This window comes from Winogradskyella poriferorum, assembly GCF_050618035.1.
GTDB lineage: Bacteria > Bacteroidota > Bacteroidia > Flavobacteriales > Flavobacteriaceae > Winogradskyella > Winogradskyella poriferorum_A.
On the sequence record NZ_JBODPY010000001.1, the window covers coordinates 773239 to 788506 of the forward strand.

The following is a 15268-nucleotide window of genomic DNA, read 5'->3' on the forward strand; positions in this document are numbered from 1 at the left end:
ACATTGCCATGAACAAAGACGAATTAATTACCAAATTAAAAACCATTATTGCACCTTATGTACAAGATGAGGTGGCCTTTAAAGAACTTACAGAAGATACAGATTTTGTTAATGACCTAAAGATCAATTCCGCCAATTTGGTGGATATCATTTTGGATATTGAGGATGAGTTTGATATTCGTTTAGAAAATGAAGACATGGAGCAAATGCTAAATGTCAAATCTGCAATGGCCATTGTTACTTCTAAATTAAATGGTTAATGGTTGGTAACGATATCATAGATATTCAATTAGCCACCTTACAATCTAATTGGCAAAGGCCAAGATACTTAGACAAACTTTTTACGACTTCAGAGCAGGAGTTAATCAGATCATCTGATAATGCAACCCATATGGTGTGGAGGTTATGGAGTATGAAAGAAGCGGCATACAAATTATATACGCAATTAAACCCAGGCCGATTTTACAATCCAAAAGCCTTTAAGTGTTTTATAGGCGACACTTCTTATGTAAGATATAAATCTTTTCGCTGTGAAGTAAATACACAGCACACCAAAGATTATATAATTTCAGTTGCACGATTAGACAATAGTCAGTCCTTATTCAATGTTATAGAATTTAGAGAACCATCACATACTGCAATAAGTTTAGCAACCCAAAAGCATGCTATTCAGTTGTTTTCCGATCAGAATAATTGTGCACCAAAAGAGGTAACATTTATAAAATCGGAATTTGGGATTCCATTTATCCAGTATAAATCAGAAAGGTACAATGTTAGCCTATCCCATCATGGTAGATTTGGAGCAGTGGCCATTACGTAACCTATGAGAAATCTTGAGCGCTTAATATCAGGTATTATAAAATTTAGAATTGCAATTATTGCCATTCTAGTTTTAGCGATGGGTTTTTCAGGTTATCAGACCTTAAACAAACTAAGTGTAGATAATTCTTTGGGGATTTGGTTTCTAGAGGATGATCCTAGCTATAGAGCATACATAGACTATCAAGAAAAATTTGGTTCTGATGAGATTTTTGTTGGGATGATTCCTGTTGAAAATGCTCTAGATGCTTCGAGTATTTCCAGGTTAAAAGGAATGCACAAAGAAATAGATTCGTTATGGTACGTTAAAACCTCATTTAGTTTGGCCACAGCTGAATACCCACTTTATGCCAACAAAAAAATCCTTTTTCAGGATTTATACAATCAAAAGCGAAGTAAAAAAGGTCTAAAAAACCTATTTGAAAAGTTACCTAGCATCACAAGTCAACTTGTTACAGAGGATTTCAAGAATTTGTTTTTTTACATTCAGCTTAATCCAACACCGACTATTGAAGAACGTCGTGATATTATAGCAGGTGAAATAACGTCAGTTATTGATAAGCACTTTGATAAGTATTATTTAACCGGTGCACCAGTATTAAACGAAGCCTACAGCAAAGGCATTTACAAGGAGAGTTTAATCTTTGGAATATTAACGGTTCTTGTCATAACCATAATGCTATTGTTTTTGTTGCCAAGTAAGCGTTATTTAATAATGGCCTTGCTTTCAGTCGCAGCACCAATTACAATTTTATTCGGAATTATTACCTCATTTGGTTATGCCTTGAATATGATTTCAATGCTTATTCCGACTATCCTTATGGTGTATAGTGTAAGTGATGCTGTGCATATAATTAATATTTATCACAAGGAAGGATTGAAGCAGGAGCAACTGACTAAATTACAACTGATTACTGTTGCTGTACGTAAAAGTTTCACACCATGTTTTTATACAACCTTAACAACATTTGTTGGCTATTTTGCTCTCTATTTGTCGCCTTTACCAGCATTTAAGAACATGGGAATTTTCACCTGTATAGGCTTGTTACTTGCATTTTCATTAGTATATGTTATTATCATAATAGGATTTAGTTTTATTAATCTCGAATTTGATATAGCAAAACCAATCTTAACGCTTAAACGTTACTCTCAAACGAAAACCATCAATTGGTTGAATGCCTTTACTACTCAGAATAAAAACAGAATTATTTGGGTGTCCACGTTGATTTTAATTTTTGGCTTGTATTCAATATTTAAAGTTCAGATTGACACCAACTCATTAGATTTGCTAGCAGAAGGAAAGGCGAAGGACGATTTAAGACTAGTAGAGACCAAGTTAAAGAGTAGTTCTAGACTGCAACTAAATATTACATTCAATGAAGGTAAGATGCTCGATAAAGCATCGCTCAAATTACTAGAAGACTTTCAATCTCAACTTGAAAACAGTGAACTATACAGTGCGCCAATTTCGATAGTCAATATCAAACAATTCCTTGAAAAACGATCACCTGTCTTATTTCAATCTAACCTATCTTCTAAGACTATCGATGAGACATTGACAAGGATTAATACAGACAACAGTAGCTTTTATACACTGTTTTCTGAGGATTTTAAAACCGCAGGAATTACTCTTGGTGTTAAAGAGCTAAAAACTTCTGAACTTGAGGCGCTGATGGAGGAAATTGAAGTCCGATTTAATGAAACTTTCAATGATGATTATAAGTTGAAAATAAATGGGTTTTCTGTAGTATTCTCCCAATTAAACAACTTCATTTTAGAAACACAATTTAAATCATTCTTTGCAGCTTTCTTCGTTGCGTTTTTATGTCTTTTAGTTTTTATCAAAAACATTAAAACAACTATTCTCGTTTTAATTCCTAACATCCTACCGTTAGCAATCTTGGCCATTTTTATGAGTTTGTTAGATATTCCTCTTGATGTTTCCACAGCCATGATTACACCTATTATGTTGGGTATTGCCATGGATGACACCATCCATTTGGTTTATAAATATAGACGTGGTGACACTATACAAGGAACACCAACAGAGCGTATGGATAGTGCTATGCATTATACTGGGAGCGCTTTATTCTCTACAACAACAGCACTGGTTGCTGGCTTTTTAATTATTGCCTCTAGTGCAGTACCATCTGTAAGAGATTTTGGATTACTCTGTGCTGTTACCGTTGCCATAGCATTAATTACTGATATTTTCTATTTACCTGCTCTATTGAAGCGTTTTGATAAGTAGTTTATTTAAAGAAATCGAAATAAAACTCTGCGTTTTGAGGTAGTTTTAAATGATGCTCTACAAATATTGGTTTCGACTTATATTCTGCCTCAATTAACCAATTTTCCCCATTAAAGTAAGGCTGTTTTACGATGGCTTTGTGATGTGATGTTTCAACAATTTTTAATTGGTGCGCATAATAAATTTCATTGTCGATTACTGAGAATTCACCAAAAAACGAAGCAACTAGAGGCAACTTAGGATTTTCATAAATGCGCTCGGGAGTGTCTTTTATAATGACTTTTTTCTCGTGTAATACCATCATATCTTCTGCAAATCCCAACACATCATTTTTATCGTGAGTTGCTACAACACAGCTTATATTATTTTCTTTTAAATAGCTGAATATACTTCGTCTAAGCGATTGCTTTTTAAAATTATCTATGTGGCTAAACGGTTCGTCGAGTAAAAGAATCTCAGGCTCTTTTGCCAAGGCCCTGGCCAATGCAACACGTTGTTTTTGACCACCACTAAGATTTTTCACCTTAGTTTTAGCAAAGGGTTCAAGCTCAACCACTTTTAATAATTCTCTGGTGCGCTTTTCTTTTTCTTCTGGATAAAAACGAGAAAGGAACTTCCCAATGTTTTCTTCAACCGAGGTGTAGGGCATCAGATCAAACTCTTGAGTTACAAATTTCATAAAATCATAACCAATCACGAGATTAAAAGCAGGGCCTAGAATTTGATTTTTTTTCCACCAAACTTCGCCTTCTTCGAGATCAAACTCACCATAGATTAGTCTTAAAAGCGTACTTTTTCCAGAACCACTTTCGCCAATAATCGCGAGTGTTTTTCCTCGATCAACTTCAAAGCTGAGGTCTTTTAACACCTCATTAGTTGAGTAAGCAAACGATATGTTTTTTACGCAAAGCATGTGCAAAAATACCATAAAAAAACCGCTTGATTTCTCTAGCGGTTTTTAATTAAAATTATTAGAATTTTAGTTTTTAATGAACTTTCGTATGCTAGATTTTCCTTGATAGTCTAATCTTAAAACATAAACACCACGTTCTAGATTAGATACATCTAACTGACCTTGATTAAGATTCTGTTTGATAACTACCTTACCTTGAACATCAAATATAGTCACGGCCCCATTTGAAAGGTCACCTAGTGTATCAATGGTTAATACTTGTGCCACAGGATTTGGATAAATTTTGAAATCGTCAGCTAAGTTGTCATCAACAGATAAAAACGAACCCTCTACAATGTTGTGTGTTGTATTGATATCTGGATTAGGAATATTATCAATAATTCCAGAAGGCCAATAAATAATAATATTATCTATCACATTTTCAGAACCTAGTCCAAAATGTGTATTAAGACTACTCATAAATTCAAATCCTTCACCACTTCGCACGTCTCTGATTTGCACACCAGCTGCCGTATGGACTTCGACTCTAGCTCCAATGCCATTAATATTACTTACCGTACCTACGGTATTAATTTTTATCCAGTTGTTAGAATTACCCAGATTGTAAAATCGAGTTCCATTGTAAAAGGCATCTATAAAACCGTCATTGTTTAAATCACCAAACGCACCATTTTTGTAATTAATTTGGTTTGGATCGGCATCTTCAAAAGTTAAGTCTCCTTTTCCATATAAAATGGTACCATTGGCTATAATATCTAAATAGCCATCATTATCAATATCATAAGCAGAGCTTTCCCAGCCTGTTGGAGCACCAGACACGCCTGCCATTGCTGTAACATCAGTAAACGTGTAGTCGTTTGTTGTATCTCCATCATCTGAAAATCCATTATTACGCATCAATTTATGATCACCAGAACTCGCACCTACAAAGACATCCATATCACCATCATTATCAAAATCACCCCAAGCAGATGACCATGTTTGCATAGGATCATCTAATCCTAAATCAGCGGCATTCTCACTATAGGTATCATCACCATTGTTAGTGAGCATCATATTTGTTCTTCGTTCAGTTGAACCACCACACTTAGCTATAAACAGGTCGATATTTCGATCATTATTATAATCGATCCATATTGAGCCATAATCACCACCTGTTGGGAAATTGCCCAGAGAATAGGGTGCACCCGGAGTGACATCAGATTGGTAAAAAGTTAAATTTCCAGAACCATCATTAATAAAATAAACGTTAGGTTCAACATCGTGACATACAAAAGCATCTAAATGACCGTCATTATTTATGTCCACAAAATTTGAGCGTTGCGAAAAGGTATATTGTGTTGTCGATTGTTGTGTGAAGCTCAAACCATCACCACTAGCTTGCATAAATGAAACACCACTACCAGCACCATATAACAAATCTGTTTTTCCGTTAGCATCAAAATCTGCTGCAGCAATGCTCCAGCTAGGTAAGAAATCTGCATCTGGTGTAGTAATATTAATATTCTCAAATGAGCCATCACCATTTTGTTTCTGAATATTAATATTAGAAGAAGAGACTGTTACAATGTCATCTAAAAAGTCACCATCCATATCTACCACAGCTAAATCATAAGTACCACTTACCGTTATTGGTTGAGGATCAAAATTTATTCTTGCTGGTGATTGCGTTGTAAAAGTATGTGGTCCAGAAAAAGTCGAAGATTCACTACCACAATTTGATTGTACATAGAAATCATAAGATGTTCCTGTATCTAATCCATTTAGATCATAAGTTGTGGAGCTAATACCATTAATTGTAGTTCCTGAACCGAGAGAAAATCCAGATAAACCCCATTCTACACTCCAAGATGAAGCTGAACCATTCTCCACCCAATTTAGTGTCGCTGTATTAAGAGCAACACTTGCAGTTCCTAAATTTCCTGGAGAAGGACAAGCGGATCCTTCTTCTATACAAATATCGGCAGTGCCAGATTGCTGGTCTCTCCAAACAACAGCATAATAAGTATTGCCAGGGATTAAACCCGTAATCTCACCTGAGCTATCACCAGTATCATAATCATTGTTAGCGCAGGTAGAAACTGAATTGCCACCACAAGAATCATATACCTCTAGACCAATTTGATTTGCACCACCACTAAATTTAAAAACTACAGAACCAATTGTAGGTGCTTCAAAACTGATAAAATAACCGAAGTTTCCAATATTATCACATGTTGGGTTCTCATTATTTGCATCTATATCAGCCGCAATACTAAAATCAAATGCTGTTGGTGTAGCGCTGTTACAGTCCATGTTTACAGCCAAATTTAGAGCTGAACTACAAGAAGCACCAGGAGGTGTGGTGATAAAATTGTAAGGACCAATAAAACTTGAAGTATCTGAGCCATCACAATCTGATTGTACATAAAAGTCATAGGACACACCTTGCGTTAAATCTGTTAAATTATAGTTTGTTGTGGTTAATCCATTTACTGCCGTACCAGTTCCTAAAGTAAAGCCTGAAGTTCCCCATTCTAAATTCCATAATGTAGCCGTACCGTTTTCTATCCATTCTAAATCGGCAGTGGTCTCTGTAATGTTAATTGCACTTAAGTTTGAGGGATCCGGACATGTTGGAGGAGCCATTGAAGTTAAGGTTGGTGAGGTAAAACAAAATCCCCATCCCCAAGATGTATTATCTTGATAGTAGATACGGTATCTAAAGTTTTCTAATTGATTAGCATTAAACCCAGCGATATTTAAAACAGGATGATCTAAATTTGAAAAAGTTCCTGAACAAAAGTTAGAATTTGGTGCATTACTAGTGCTAGAATCATAGATATTTCCCCATTGCACCCATTGAGAATTTTCTGCATCCCAATATTGTATGGTTAAGGTCTCATTTACAAAAACATTAAACACATAAGATACATCTAAAGCTAACCAAATTTCACCAGCGCCTTGAGCACTTGTTAAGTCTATAATTGGTGATTCCGCAGCCAAATCATTATTCGAGCCGTTGCCTGCATCATCATCATCAAAATTAAAATTTGATGAATTATCAGTAGGATCACCATAAAGGAAATTTTGGTCATAGGTCCCTGTTATTGACCAATCAGAATTTGGCCAATTGGCTGGTTGATTTAGTACTTGTGCCTTGGCTGAAATAAGCACAAGCATCGCAATAAACAAAAGGGTAATTTTTTTCATTTCAGTTCGATTATTCGCAATTAGTTAGTGAGTTTATCCACTCTTCTATGAGGTTAATTCCCTCATCATGATTTATGGTTCTGCCCAGTAAAGGCATTCTAAAGGATTCGTCAGTTGTATTTAATCTATAAAAAAGTATAGACAGTTCAGTGTCATTGGGTTTTACAATATCAGAATTTGGAATGAATTGAGTCTCAGGTTCTATACAAACACCCATGTTTTCACGATTATCAGTCAAATTATAAGCAAATCGCATAGGTCTATAATTACAATGCCCATCATCTGAGTGACAATGTGCACAATTAATATCTAAATAAGACCTAACTCTCATTTCTATAGGCTCAGAGTCGTCATTCCAAGCTACTGTAGTATTTATATTTCCTGGTAAATCAGAATCTAAATAACCAACTGTAATAAAATTTCTTAACTGATTATCTAAACCAGTGGAATAATTATAGTTCTTATTTATATTCTGAGGTTTTAAACCAATAGGAGTAGGTTCATCAAGTTGGTTATGGCATGTAAAACATTCTGCTCTAGAAGGAATTCTATACGTCGTACTTTTTAAAGATTCTCCTTCTTGCCAAGTTAAGTCCACAAGATCTCCTTGATTGCTAAAAAAAGCTTCTGTCTGTTCTTCATTCCATAAGTAATTTGCAAAATCCCAACCTTCAATGGTTTTAAACATTAACCTTGTCTCTAGAATGCGAGTTGAATTATTGGGCTGAATGGAATTATAATAGAAATTCTTGATTAAAATTGTTCCAACAGGAAATTCTAATGGTGTATGGTCATTCACATAATTAGCTTTAGTACCATTTGGCATCCATATAAACCTTTTCTTTTTTGCATAATCAGAAAACAAGGGTGAAATAAGATCATAAGGTACAACTCCAAAAGTGGGTTCTAAGTTTCTTAATTCCCCTTCAAAAAAGTTATAGGCAGAAAGGGTCTGGTGAGGCGTATCTTCGAATACTGAGACTACAGAAAGTGATAGAATATTAATTGTTACATTCTCTGTTTTGCAGTTATTTGAACTGTCGCAAATTGTATACTGAAAGACCTCCTCCCCAACAATGTTAGGATTGGCCTTAAATATTACAGAATCATCACTAAGGTCATTTGGGGTGTTATTGTCATTAATAGTTGATGTCCCTTTATTAGGATTTGAAATTGTTAGTTGACCTTGATTAGGAATATTATTGTCGTTCTGAAAGATAAAGATTTCTGTTTGAGAATTTTGCTCCAATACTGCAATATCAGAACTTGTCTCTATTTCAGATAATTTAGTGAAACCATCGTCTTCACCACAATTTATAAGTAATAGAAAAAAGAGTATAAGTACTAATTCACCTTTAATTTTCATAGACTAGATTGCACAAACAGGCCAGAATAGTACTTAGGGAGTTCGGGACTGTTGTAAAAAATTAGTCTATAAAGCTAACCTTTTTTTGTTAATCCCTTATTCTGAGGCTGATTTACTAGCTATAAAACATCTTTTTAAGGTGATTTACCCTTTTATTTTCTTATTTGTTTTGCTTGGCAATACATCAAATCCCATATTATAAAGTGTAAAACCAAAAATATCAGCATATTGTTCTATGGTTTTACTTACAGGTGTACCTGCTCCGTGACCTGCATCTGTTTCAATGCGAATTAGTGTTGGATTAGTACCTTGTTGTTTGCTTTGTAATTCGGCAGCAAATTTGAAACTATGTGCCGGAACCACTCTATCATCATGGTCTCCAGTGGTAACCATAGTTGCAGGATATTCAACACCTTCTTTTACATTATGTACAGGTGAATATGCTTTAAGATATTCAAACATTTCTTTACTGTCTTCAGCCGTACCGTAATCATAGGCCCAACCAGCACCAGCCGTAAAGGTATGGTAACGTAACATGTCTAATACGCCAACAGCAGGTAATGCAACTTTCATTAATTCAGGACGTTGCGTCATGGAGGCTCCAACTAATAATCCTCCATTTGAACCACCTCGAATAGCTAGATAGTCTGAGGAAGTGAATTTGTTTTCAATTAGATATTCAGCTGCCGCGATAAAATCATCAAATACGTTTTGTTTTTGCATTTTAGTACCAGCATCATGCCAAGCCTTACCATATTCTCCGCCACCTCTTAAATTTGCAACCGCATAGACACCACCTTGCTCCATCCATACGGCATTTGCAATGCTAAAACTTGGCGTTAATGGAATATTGAATCCGCCGTAACCGTATAGAATTGTCGGGTTTTTACCATTAAGATCAAGTCCTTTTTTATGAGTGATTATCATTGGTACCTTAGTCCCGTCTTTACTTGTATAAAAAACCTGCTTACTCTCATACTCTTCAGGGCTAAAATCAATTGCAGGTTTTCTGTACAGTTCAGATGAACCATTTTTAATATCGTACTTGTAAATACTTCCTGGTGTCACATAGTTCGTAAACGAGTAGTACAAATGTGTATCCTCTTTTTTAGTACCAAACCCACCAGCACTACCAACACCTGGCAAGGTAACTTCTCTTACAAGCTCACCCTCATAATTATATTGCAATACTTGAGATACAGCATCTACCATATAGGTAGCAAAGAAATAGCCACCACCTGTAGAAGGGCTAAGTACATTTTTGGTTTCTGGTATAAAATCCTTCCAGTTTTCTGGCGCGGGATTTGAAGCATCAACAGTAACTACTCTACGATTTGGAGCATCTAGATTTGTCATTATGTAAAGCTTGGAACCTTCATTTTCGATAATATTTGAATCTGAATCGGTATGCCCTAAAATTTCTGTTAATCCTGAATTAGGATTTGTTAAATCTCGTATATATAGCTTATTACCTGAAGTTGATACTCTTGGCGTAATGATTAAATAACGATCATCTTCGGTAACTCCAGCATAGATGTAACGGTGTTTTTCTTCAGGCGTCCCACCATAAATCAATTGATCTTCGGATTGTTTTGTACCTAATTTATGATAATAGACCTTGTGTTGATCTGTTTTTGCCGATAACTCACTTCCTTTAGGTTTATCGTAGCTAGAGTAATAGAAGCCCTCGTTTTTAAACCAAGACATACCACTAAATTTAATATCTATAAGTGTGTCTTCAATTATTTGTTTGGTTTCGGTATTCATTACAAGGATTTTTCTCCAATCACTTCCACCCTCTGAAATAGAATAGGCTAGAGTTTTACCGTCTTTGGAAAAACTTAGACCTCCCAATGAAATGGTGCCATCCTCTTTAAAAGTGTTAGGATCAAGGAAGACCTCAGCACTATTTTGATCTTGTCCGTTTTTAAAACGATATATTACATACTGATTTTGAAGCCCATCATTCTTATAGAAGTAGGTATAATCACCCTCTATAAATGGTGCACCAATCTTCTCATAATTCCAAAGCTTAGTAAGACGCTCTTTTAATTCTTCACGATATGGGATATTATCTAAGTATCCAAATGTTACTTCATTTTGAGCCTTAACCCATTCTCCTGTTTCTGTACTCCTATCATCCTCTAACCATCGATAAGGATCAGATACTGTTTCACCAAAATAGGTATCAATGGTATCTACTTGTTTGGTTTGAGGATATTCTACAATTAGTGATTGATCTTTGTTTGATTGGTTTTCGCAAGACGTTAGCATAATAATTACCAGAAATGGAAGAAATAACTTTTTCATTAATGAATTTTTTAAGAGCTCTAATTTAAATAAAAAAGCAACCTTTATTAAGTTAAGATTGCTTTTTAAGAATACTTTAAATAATTGAGAATGTGTTTAAACCAAATTATTTTTAGTTAGATATTCGGCAATTTGGATGGTGTTTGTTGCGGCTCCCTTTCTAAGATTATCACTAACAACCCATAGATTTAAGCTGTTTGGTTGAGAGGTGTCTCTTCTTATTCTACCCACAAAAACATCATCTTTACCGTTTGCATACATAGGCATTGGATAAACATTTACATCGAGATTATCTTGAACTGTTACGCCATCGGTTTCCTTAAGTAGTCCTCTAACGTCATTTAAGTCAAAATCATTTTCAAACTCAACATTTACAGCTTCACTATGACCACCAGCCGTTGGAATTCTTACAGCAGTTGCTGTTACAGCAATAGTTCTGTCGTTTAAAATCTTTTGAGTTTCTCTAACCAATTTCATTTCCTCTTTTGTATATCCGTTTTCTTCAAAGACATCACAATGAGGAATAGCATTTTTATGGATTGGATAATGGTAGGCCATCTCACCTTTTTTCCCTGCTATTTCGTTTTCCAATTGTTCTACAGCTTTTACACCTGTACCAGAGACAGACTGATAAGTAGAAACAACGATACGTTTAATTTTATACTTGGAATGCAAAGGTGCCAAAGCCATAACCATTTGAATGGTTGAACAGTTTGGATTAGCAATAATTTTATCCTCTTTTGTTAATGCACTAGCGTTTATTTCTGGGACTACCAGTTTCTTACTTTGGTCCATGCGCCAAGCTGAGGAATTATCGATTACAGTTGTTCCTGCTTCTGCAAATTTAGGTGCCCACTCTAAGGATGTACCTCCTCCAGCAGAGAATAAAGCAATATCTGGTCGTTCTTCAATTGCTGAAGGAATACTAATAACCTCATAAGTTTTCCCTTTAAAATCAATTTTCTTTCCTACGGATCGTTCAGAGGCTACTAATAATAATTCATCAACTGGGAAGTTACGCTCTTCTAATACCTTTAGCATAACGTTACCCACTAAACCGGTTGCACCTACAACTGCTACTTTCATTTTATATATTTTATTATTGTCGTGCAAAATTAAATAAAATTGACTCCTTCTATTAAAGAAAATAAGGGCTTTTAACAACAAATAATTTGGGTGTTAATTAAATAACTAATTAGTGTAAAAAAAAGAACCCAGACAATTGCCTGGGTTTAGTTAGTATTAATGTAGTGTAGCGGTATCGCTAATCGTTTTTATTTTTTTAGAGCATCTCTAATTTCAGTTAATAAATCAACTTCAGATGGACCAGCTGGTGCTTCTGGAGCAGGCTCCTCTTTCTTTTTCATTTTATTTACCCCTTTAACAACAAGGAACATTACAAATGCCACAATAATGAAATCAATAACATTAGTTAAAAACGTTCCGTATTCTAACCAAACTTCTCCGGCCATTTCTCCGGCATCATTTAGAGCACCGTCTTTAAGTTTGTACCTTAAGGCTTTAAAATCTGAATCAAATATCAAGCCTATCAGTGGGGAAACAATTCCTCCAGTAAAGGCTGTTACAACTTCCTTGAAAGCAGCACCCATGACAAAACCTACGGCAATGTCTACTAGGTTACCTTTCATTGCAAATTCTTTAAACTCATTTAGCATAATAAAAGTGAATTAAATAGTTAGTAAATATGTTAGTGTGACACTAAAGTAATCAAAAAAGTCACAAATTATTAGTGACAGATTCTATTTTGTTAAGATTCTTTTAACACGATTTGAAATGGATGTTAGAATTTCATAAGAAATTGTGCCTGCTGATTCTGCCAAAGTAGCTGCTGAATAGGACTGATCAAAAACAATCACCTCATCACCTTCAGTACATTCAATATTGGTAACATTAATCATAAGCATATCCATACATACATTGCCAACAATAGGTGCTTTTTGGCCGTTTACGATTAGATATCCTTTACCATTGCCGTAAAGCCTGCTTATACCATCTGCATGTCCAATAGGTATTGTTGCGATTTTCTCAAAGGAAGAGGCCTTGTAAGAGCGGTTGTAGCCGACAGATTCGCCTTTTTCAATTTTATGGATTTGAGATATAACTGATTTTAAACTCGCGACAGGGATGAGGTTTTTATCTTCATTTGGGTTATTACCAAACCCATAAAGTCCGATACCGCATCGCACCATATCATAATGCGCTTCCGGATAATTTAAAACACCAGAAGTGTTACAAAGATGAAGCCACGGCTTATAGCCTATTTTATTTGAAAAATCCTGTGCAATAGCCTCAAAACTAGAAATTTGATTAAGAGTAAAATCTTTTTCATCATGGTCTTCACTTGCGGCTAAATGCGAAAAAATTGACTTTACTTTTATGCTTTTACCTTTAATTAATTTGTTGATGATGTAGTCTACATCATTTTCCCAGAATCCTAAGCGATTGAGTCCAGTATTAAATTTAATATGAACAGGATAATCCTTCTGTGATTGGCGTTCTGCAACTTCAATAAATGCGTTTAAGACTTTAGTATTATATAAGCTGGGCTCTAGGCAATGTTCAATTAGAGACTTAAAATTTTTAGGTTGAGGATGTAGCACTAAAATCGGAGTTCTAATGCCATGAGCTCTTAATATTTCCCCTTCCTTTACATAGGCCACAGCCAAATAATCAACACCTAATTTTTCTAGATGTTTAGCAATAGTTACCGAGTCGCTGCCATAAGCGAATGCCTTGACAACACCTAAAAATTTCGTGTTTGAATCTAATTTTGACTTTAAATAATTGAAGTTATGGCTTAGTGCATTTAAATCTAGCTCTAAAACAGTTTCTTGCGCTTTAGCCATTTGGTTTTTGATCTTTCGCGTTAACTTCTTGAGCATCATTCACTTTCATCTGTCTCACTTTATCGCGTAACATACTCTTATAAAAAGCTGCTCGACTTAAAGGCTCATATTCATCTACCTCACCCAATAGAACAAGATCGTCACTTTTGGCTTTTCTATAACTGTATTGCGCAAGATTACCGGTCTTAGTGCAAATGGCATGCACCTTTGTTACATATTCAGCCGTAGCCATAAGATATGGCATAGGACCAAAAGGATTGCCTTTAAAATCCATATCTAATCCCGCAACAATGACACGAATCCCTTTATTAGCTAAGTCATTACAGACCCTCACTATTTCATCATCAAAAAATTGAGCCTCATCAATACCAACGACATCACAATCATCTGCAAGTATTGGAATGTTTGCGGCAGCAGGTACTGGTGTAGATCTTATTTCGTTAGAATCATGAGAAATTACCATCTCGTCATCATACCTTACATCGATTGCAGGCTTAAAGATTTCGACTTTCTGTCTAGCAAATTTTGCGCGTTTAAGTCTTCGAATGAGTTCTTCGGTCTTACCAGAGAACATCGATCCACAAATCACCTCAATCCACCCAAATTGTTCTTTATGATTTACCGTATTTTCAAGAAACATTTCGTAATTTTAACACTAAAACGTAGTAATAATTCGTTTTTATAAAGGTCAATCAAAAATATTAAAAATCAAAAGTAAAAATGAAACATCTGTCATTTAATTATCGCAAATTAAATGCGTTTTATCAGATGAATATTTTTCACTTGGAGAATCAACAAGTAAGTTAAAAATGAAAAAGAAACTAGAATCAGAATTAATAAGCATAGCACATCGAATTCTGAAGTTAAAGGGCAAAGAAGATGTGGATAGAATGCACGAAGAAGTTTCTAAACTTTACGAGAAATTAACCGTACTTAAGTTTGCGCAAGAGAATTTTGAAGATAAAATGCCTACCATTGGTAATGACAGCTCGTTTTTTGACATGCTAGACACCGCATTTAATAATAAAGTGAGTGATAATATTGAAATTGAAAATAAGGTTTATATTAATCTAGATGAGGTTGAAGATGATGGGATTATGGAACCTGTAATGAACAAGATCAAAGATATGGTAGCGCATATGCCAGAGGAAGCAGTTGAAACTAATGAGATTGATGTTATTCTTGAAAAAGCAACGGAAAGGGAAGTTGCAACAACAATAGAGTTTGAAAACCTCACTGCAGATTTTGCAAATATCCCTGAATTTGAACCTGTCGAAGATGCTCAAAAGCGTAAATCTTTAAATGATAAATTTAAGGGTCGAAGTTTACAAATAGGATTAAATGATAAGATCGCTTTTATAAAACACCTTTTTGATGGTAAAAGTGAGGATTATGACAGAGTTATTTCGCAGATAAATACCTCTAAATCCATTGAGGAAGCTAAAAATCTAATCTCAGAATTTATCAAACCAGACTACAATAATTGGGATGGTAAAGAAGAATATGAAGAACGATTTATGGAACTGGTTGAAGGTAAATTCAATTAGTAA

At 35.0% G+C, this 15268-nt stretch carries 12 protein-coding genes; 4 read left to right on the plus strand and 8 right to left on the minus strand.

Annotation, left to right across the window (positions count from 1 at the left end; translation table 11 throughout):
• The first annotated feature begins 8 nt into the window (after positions 1-8).
• From ACRHOC_RS03455 to ACRHOC_RS03465, 3 genes are read left to right on the plus strand one after another with little or no spacing between them, the layout of a single operon-like run.
• The gene (locus ACRHOC_RS03455) at positions 9-260 is read left to right on the plus strand and encodes an acyl carrier protein (protein ID WP_431157126.1); all 252 of its coding nucleotides are present in this window, start codon (positions 9-11) and stop codon (positions 258-260) included.
• On the plus strand, positions 260-820 hold the full coding sequence (locus ACRHOC_RS03460; protein WP_431157127.1) for a 4'-phosphopantetheinyl transferase family protein: 561 nt from the start codon (positions 260-262) through the stop codon (positions 818-820). Before ACRHOC_RS03455 ends, ACRHOC_RS03460 begins: the two co-directional genes overlap by 1 nt.
• A gap of 3 nt (positions 821-823) precedes the next feature.
• Complete coding sequence (locus tag ACRHOC_RS03465) at positions 824-3070, plus strand: efflux RND transporter permease subunit (RefSeq protein ID WP_431157128.1); 2247 nt, start codon at positions 824-826, stop codon at positions 3068-3070.
• 1 nt (position 3071) lies between these two features.
• Here ACRHOC_RS03465 and ACRHOC_RS03470 read toward each other — a convergent pair whose 3' ends face one another.
• The 8 genes from ACRHOC_RS03470 to ACRHOC_RS03505 form a co-directional block, all read right to left on the minus strand.
• Positions 3072-3983, minus strand: coding sequence for an ABC transporter ATP-binding protein (locus ACRHOC_RS03470; protein WP_431157443.1), 912 nt, complete (start codon positions 3981-3983; stop codon positions 3072-3074).
• Positions 3984-4049: 66 nt separating this feature from the next.
• Positions 4050-7175 (minus strand): FG-GAP-like repeat-containing protein, encoded by a 3126-nt coding sequence (locus ACRHOC_RS03475; protein ID WP_431157129.1) that lies wholly within the window; start codon positions 7173-7175, stop codon positions 4050-4052.
• A 10-nt stretch (positions 7176-7185) separates the two neighbouring features.
• A complete protein-coding gene (locus tag ACRHOC_RS03480) occupies positions 7186-8541 on the minus strand; it encodes an Ig-like domain-containing protein (RefSeq protein ID WP_431157130.1) in 1356 nt (451 codons plus the stop codon).
• A 144-nt stretch (positions 8542-8685) separates the two neighbouring features.
• Positions 8686-10815, minus strand: a complete 2130-nt coding sequence (locus tag ACRHOC_RS03485) for a prolyl oligopeptidase family serine peptidase (protein WP_431157444.1) — start codon at positions 10813-10815, stop codon at positions 8686-8688.
• A gap of 132 nt (positions 10816-10947) precedes the next feature.
• On the minus strand, positions 10948-11937 hold the full coding sequence (locus tag ACRHOC_RS03490) for an aspartate-semialdehyde dehydrogenase (protein WP_431157131.1): 990 nt from the start codon (positions 11935-11937) through the stop codon (positions 10948-10950).
• Positions 11938-12125: 188 nt separating this feature from the next.
• Positions 12126-12527, minus strand: coding sequence for a large conductance mechanosensitive channel protein MscL (gene mscL / locus ACRHOC_RS03495; RefSeq protein ID WP_431157133.1), 402 nt, complete (start codon positions 12525-12527; stop codon positions 12126-12128).
• An 84-nt stretch (positions 12528-12611) separates the two neighbouring features.
• Complete coding sequence (gene alr / locus ACRHOC_RS03500) at positions 12612-13718, minus strand: alanine racemase (protein ID WP_431157134.1); 1107 nt, start codon at positions 13716-13718, stop codon at positions 12612-12614.
• Positions 13711-14358 carry a thymidine kinase gene (locus tag ACRHOC_RS03505; RefSeq protein WP_431157136.1) on the minus strand — a complete coding sequence of 216 codons (648 nt, stop codon included), beginning with the start codon at positions 14356-14358 and terminating at the stop codon, positions 13711-13713. The genes alr and ACRHOC_RS03505 overlap by 8 nt, the downstream gene beginning before the upstream one ends.
• A gap of 169 nt (positions 14359-14527) precedes the next feature.
• Here ACRHOC_RS03505 and ACRHOC_RS03510 point away from each other — a divergent pair, with 169 nt between their 5' ends.
• Positions 14528-15265, plus strand: coding sequence for a hypothetical protein (locus tag ACRHOC_RS03510; protein ID WP_431157137.1), 738 nt, complete (start codon positions 14528-14530; stop codon positions 15263-15265).
• Positions 15266-15268: the final 3 nt, after the last annotated feature.

Bases quoted from the DNA above. Each gene is read 5' to 3' on its own strand.
- ACRHOC_RS03460 (WP_431157127.1), top strand. From the start codon at position 260: ATGGTTGGTAACGATATCATAGATATTCAATTAGCCACCTTACAATCT.
- ACRHOC_RS03480 (WP_431157130.1), bottom strand. From the start codon at position 8,541: ATGAAAATTAAAGGTGAATTAGTACTTATACTCTTTTTTCTATTACTT.
- mscL (WP_431157133.1), bottom strand. From the start codon at position 12,527: ATGCTAAATGAGTTTAAAGAATTTGCAATGAAAGGTAACCTAGTAGAC.
- ACRHOC_RS03465 (WP_431157128.1), top strand. From the start codon at position 824: ATGAGAAATCTTGAGCGCTTAATATCAGGTATTATAAAATTTAGAATT.
- ACRHOC_RS03470 (WP_431157443.1), bottom strand. From the start codon at position 3,983: ATGCTTTGCGTAAAAAACATATCGTTTGCTTACTCAACTAATGAGGTG.
- alr (WP_431157134.1), bottom strand. From the start codon at position 13,718: ATGGCTAAAGCGCAAGAAACTGTTTTAGAGCTAGATTTAAATGCACTA.
- ACRHOC_RS03475 (WP_431157129.1), bottom strand. From the start codon at position 7,175: ATGAAAAAAATTACCCTTTTGTTTATTGCGATGCTTGTGCTTATTTCA.
- ACRHOC_RS03510 (WP_431157137.1), top strand. From the start codon at position 14,528: ATGAAAAAGAAACTAGAATCAGAATTAATAAGCATAGCACATCGAATT.
- ACRHOC_RS03490 (WP_431157131.1), bottom strand. From the start codon at position 11,937: ATGAAAGTAGCAGTTGTAGGTGCAACCGGTTTAGTGGGTAACGTTATG.
- ACRHOC_RS03505 (WP_431157136.1), bottom strand. From the start codon at position 14,358: ATGTTTCTTGAAAATACGGTAAATCATAAAGAACAATTTGGGTGGATT.
- ACRHOC_RS03455 (WP_431157126.1), top strand. From the start codon at position 9: ATGAACAAAGACGAATTAATTACCAAATTAAAAACCATTATTGCACCT.
- ACRHOC_RS03485 (WP_431157444.1), bottom strand. From the start codon at position 10,815: ATGCTAACGTCTTGCGAAAACCAATCAAACAAAGATCAATCACTAATT.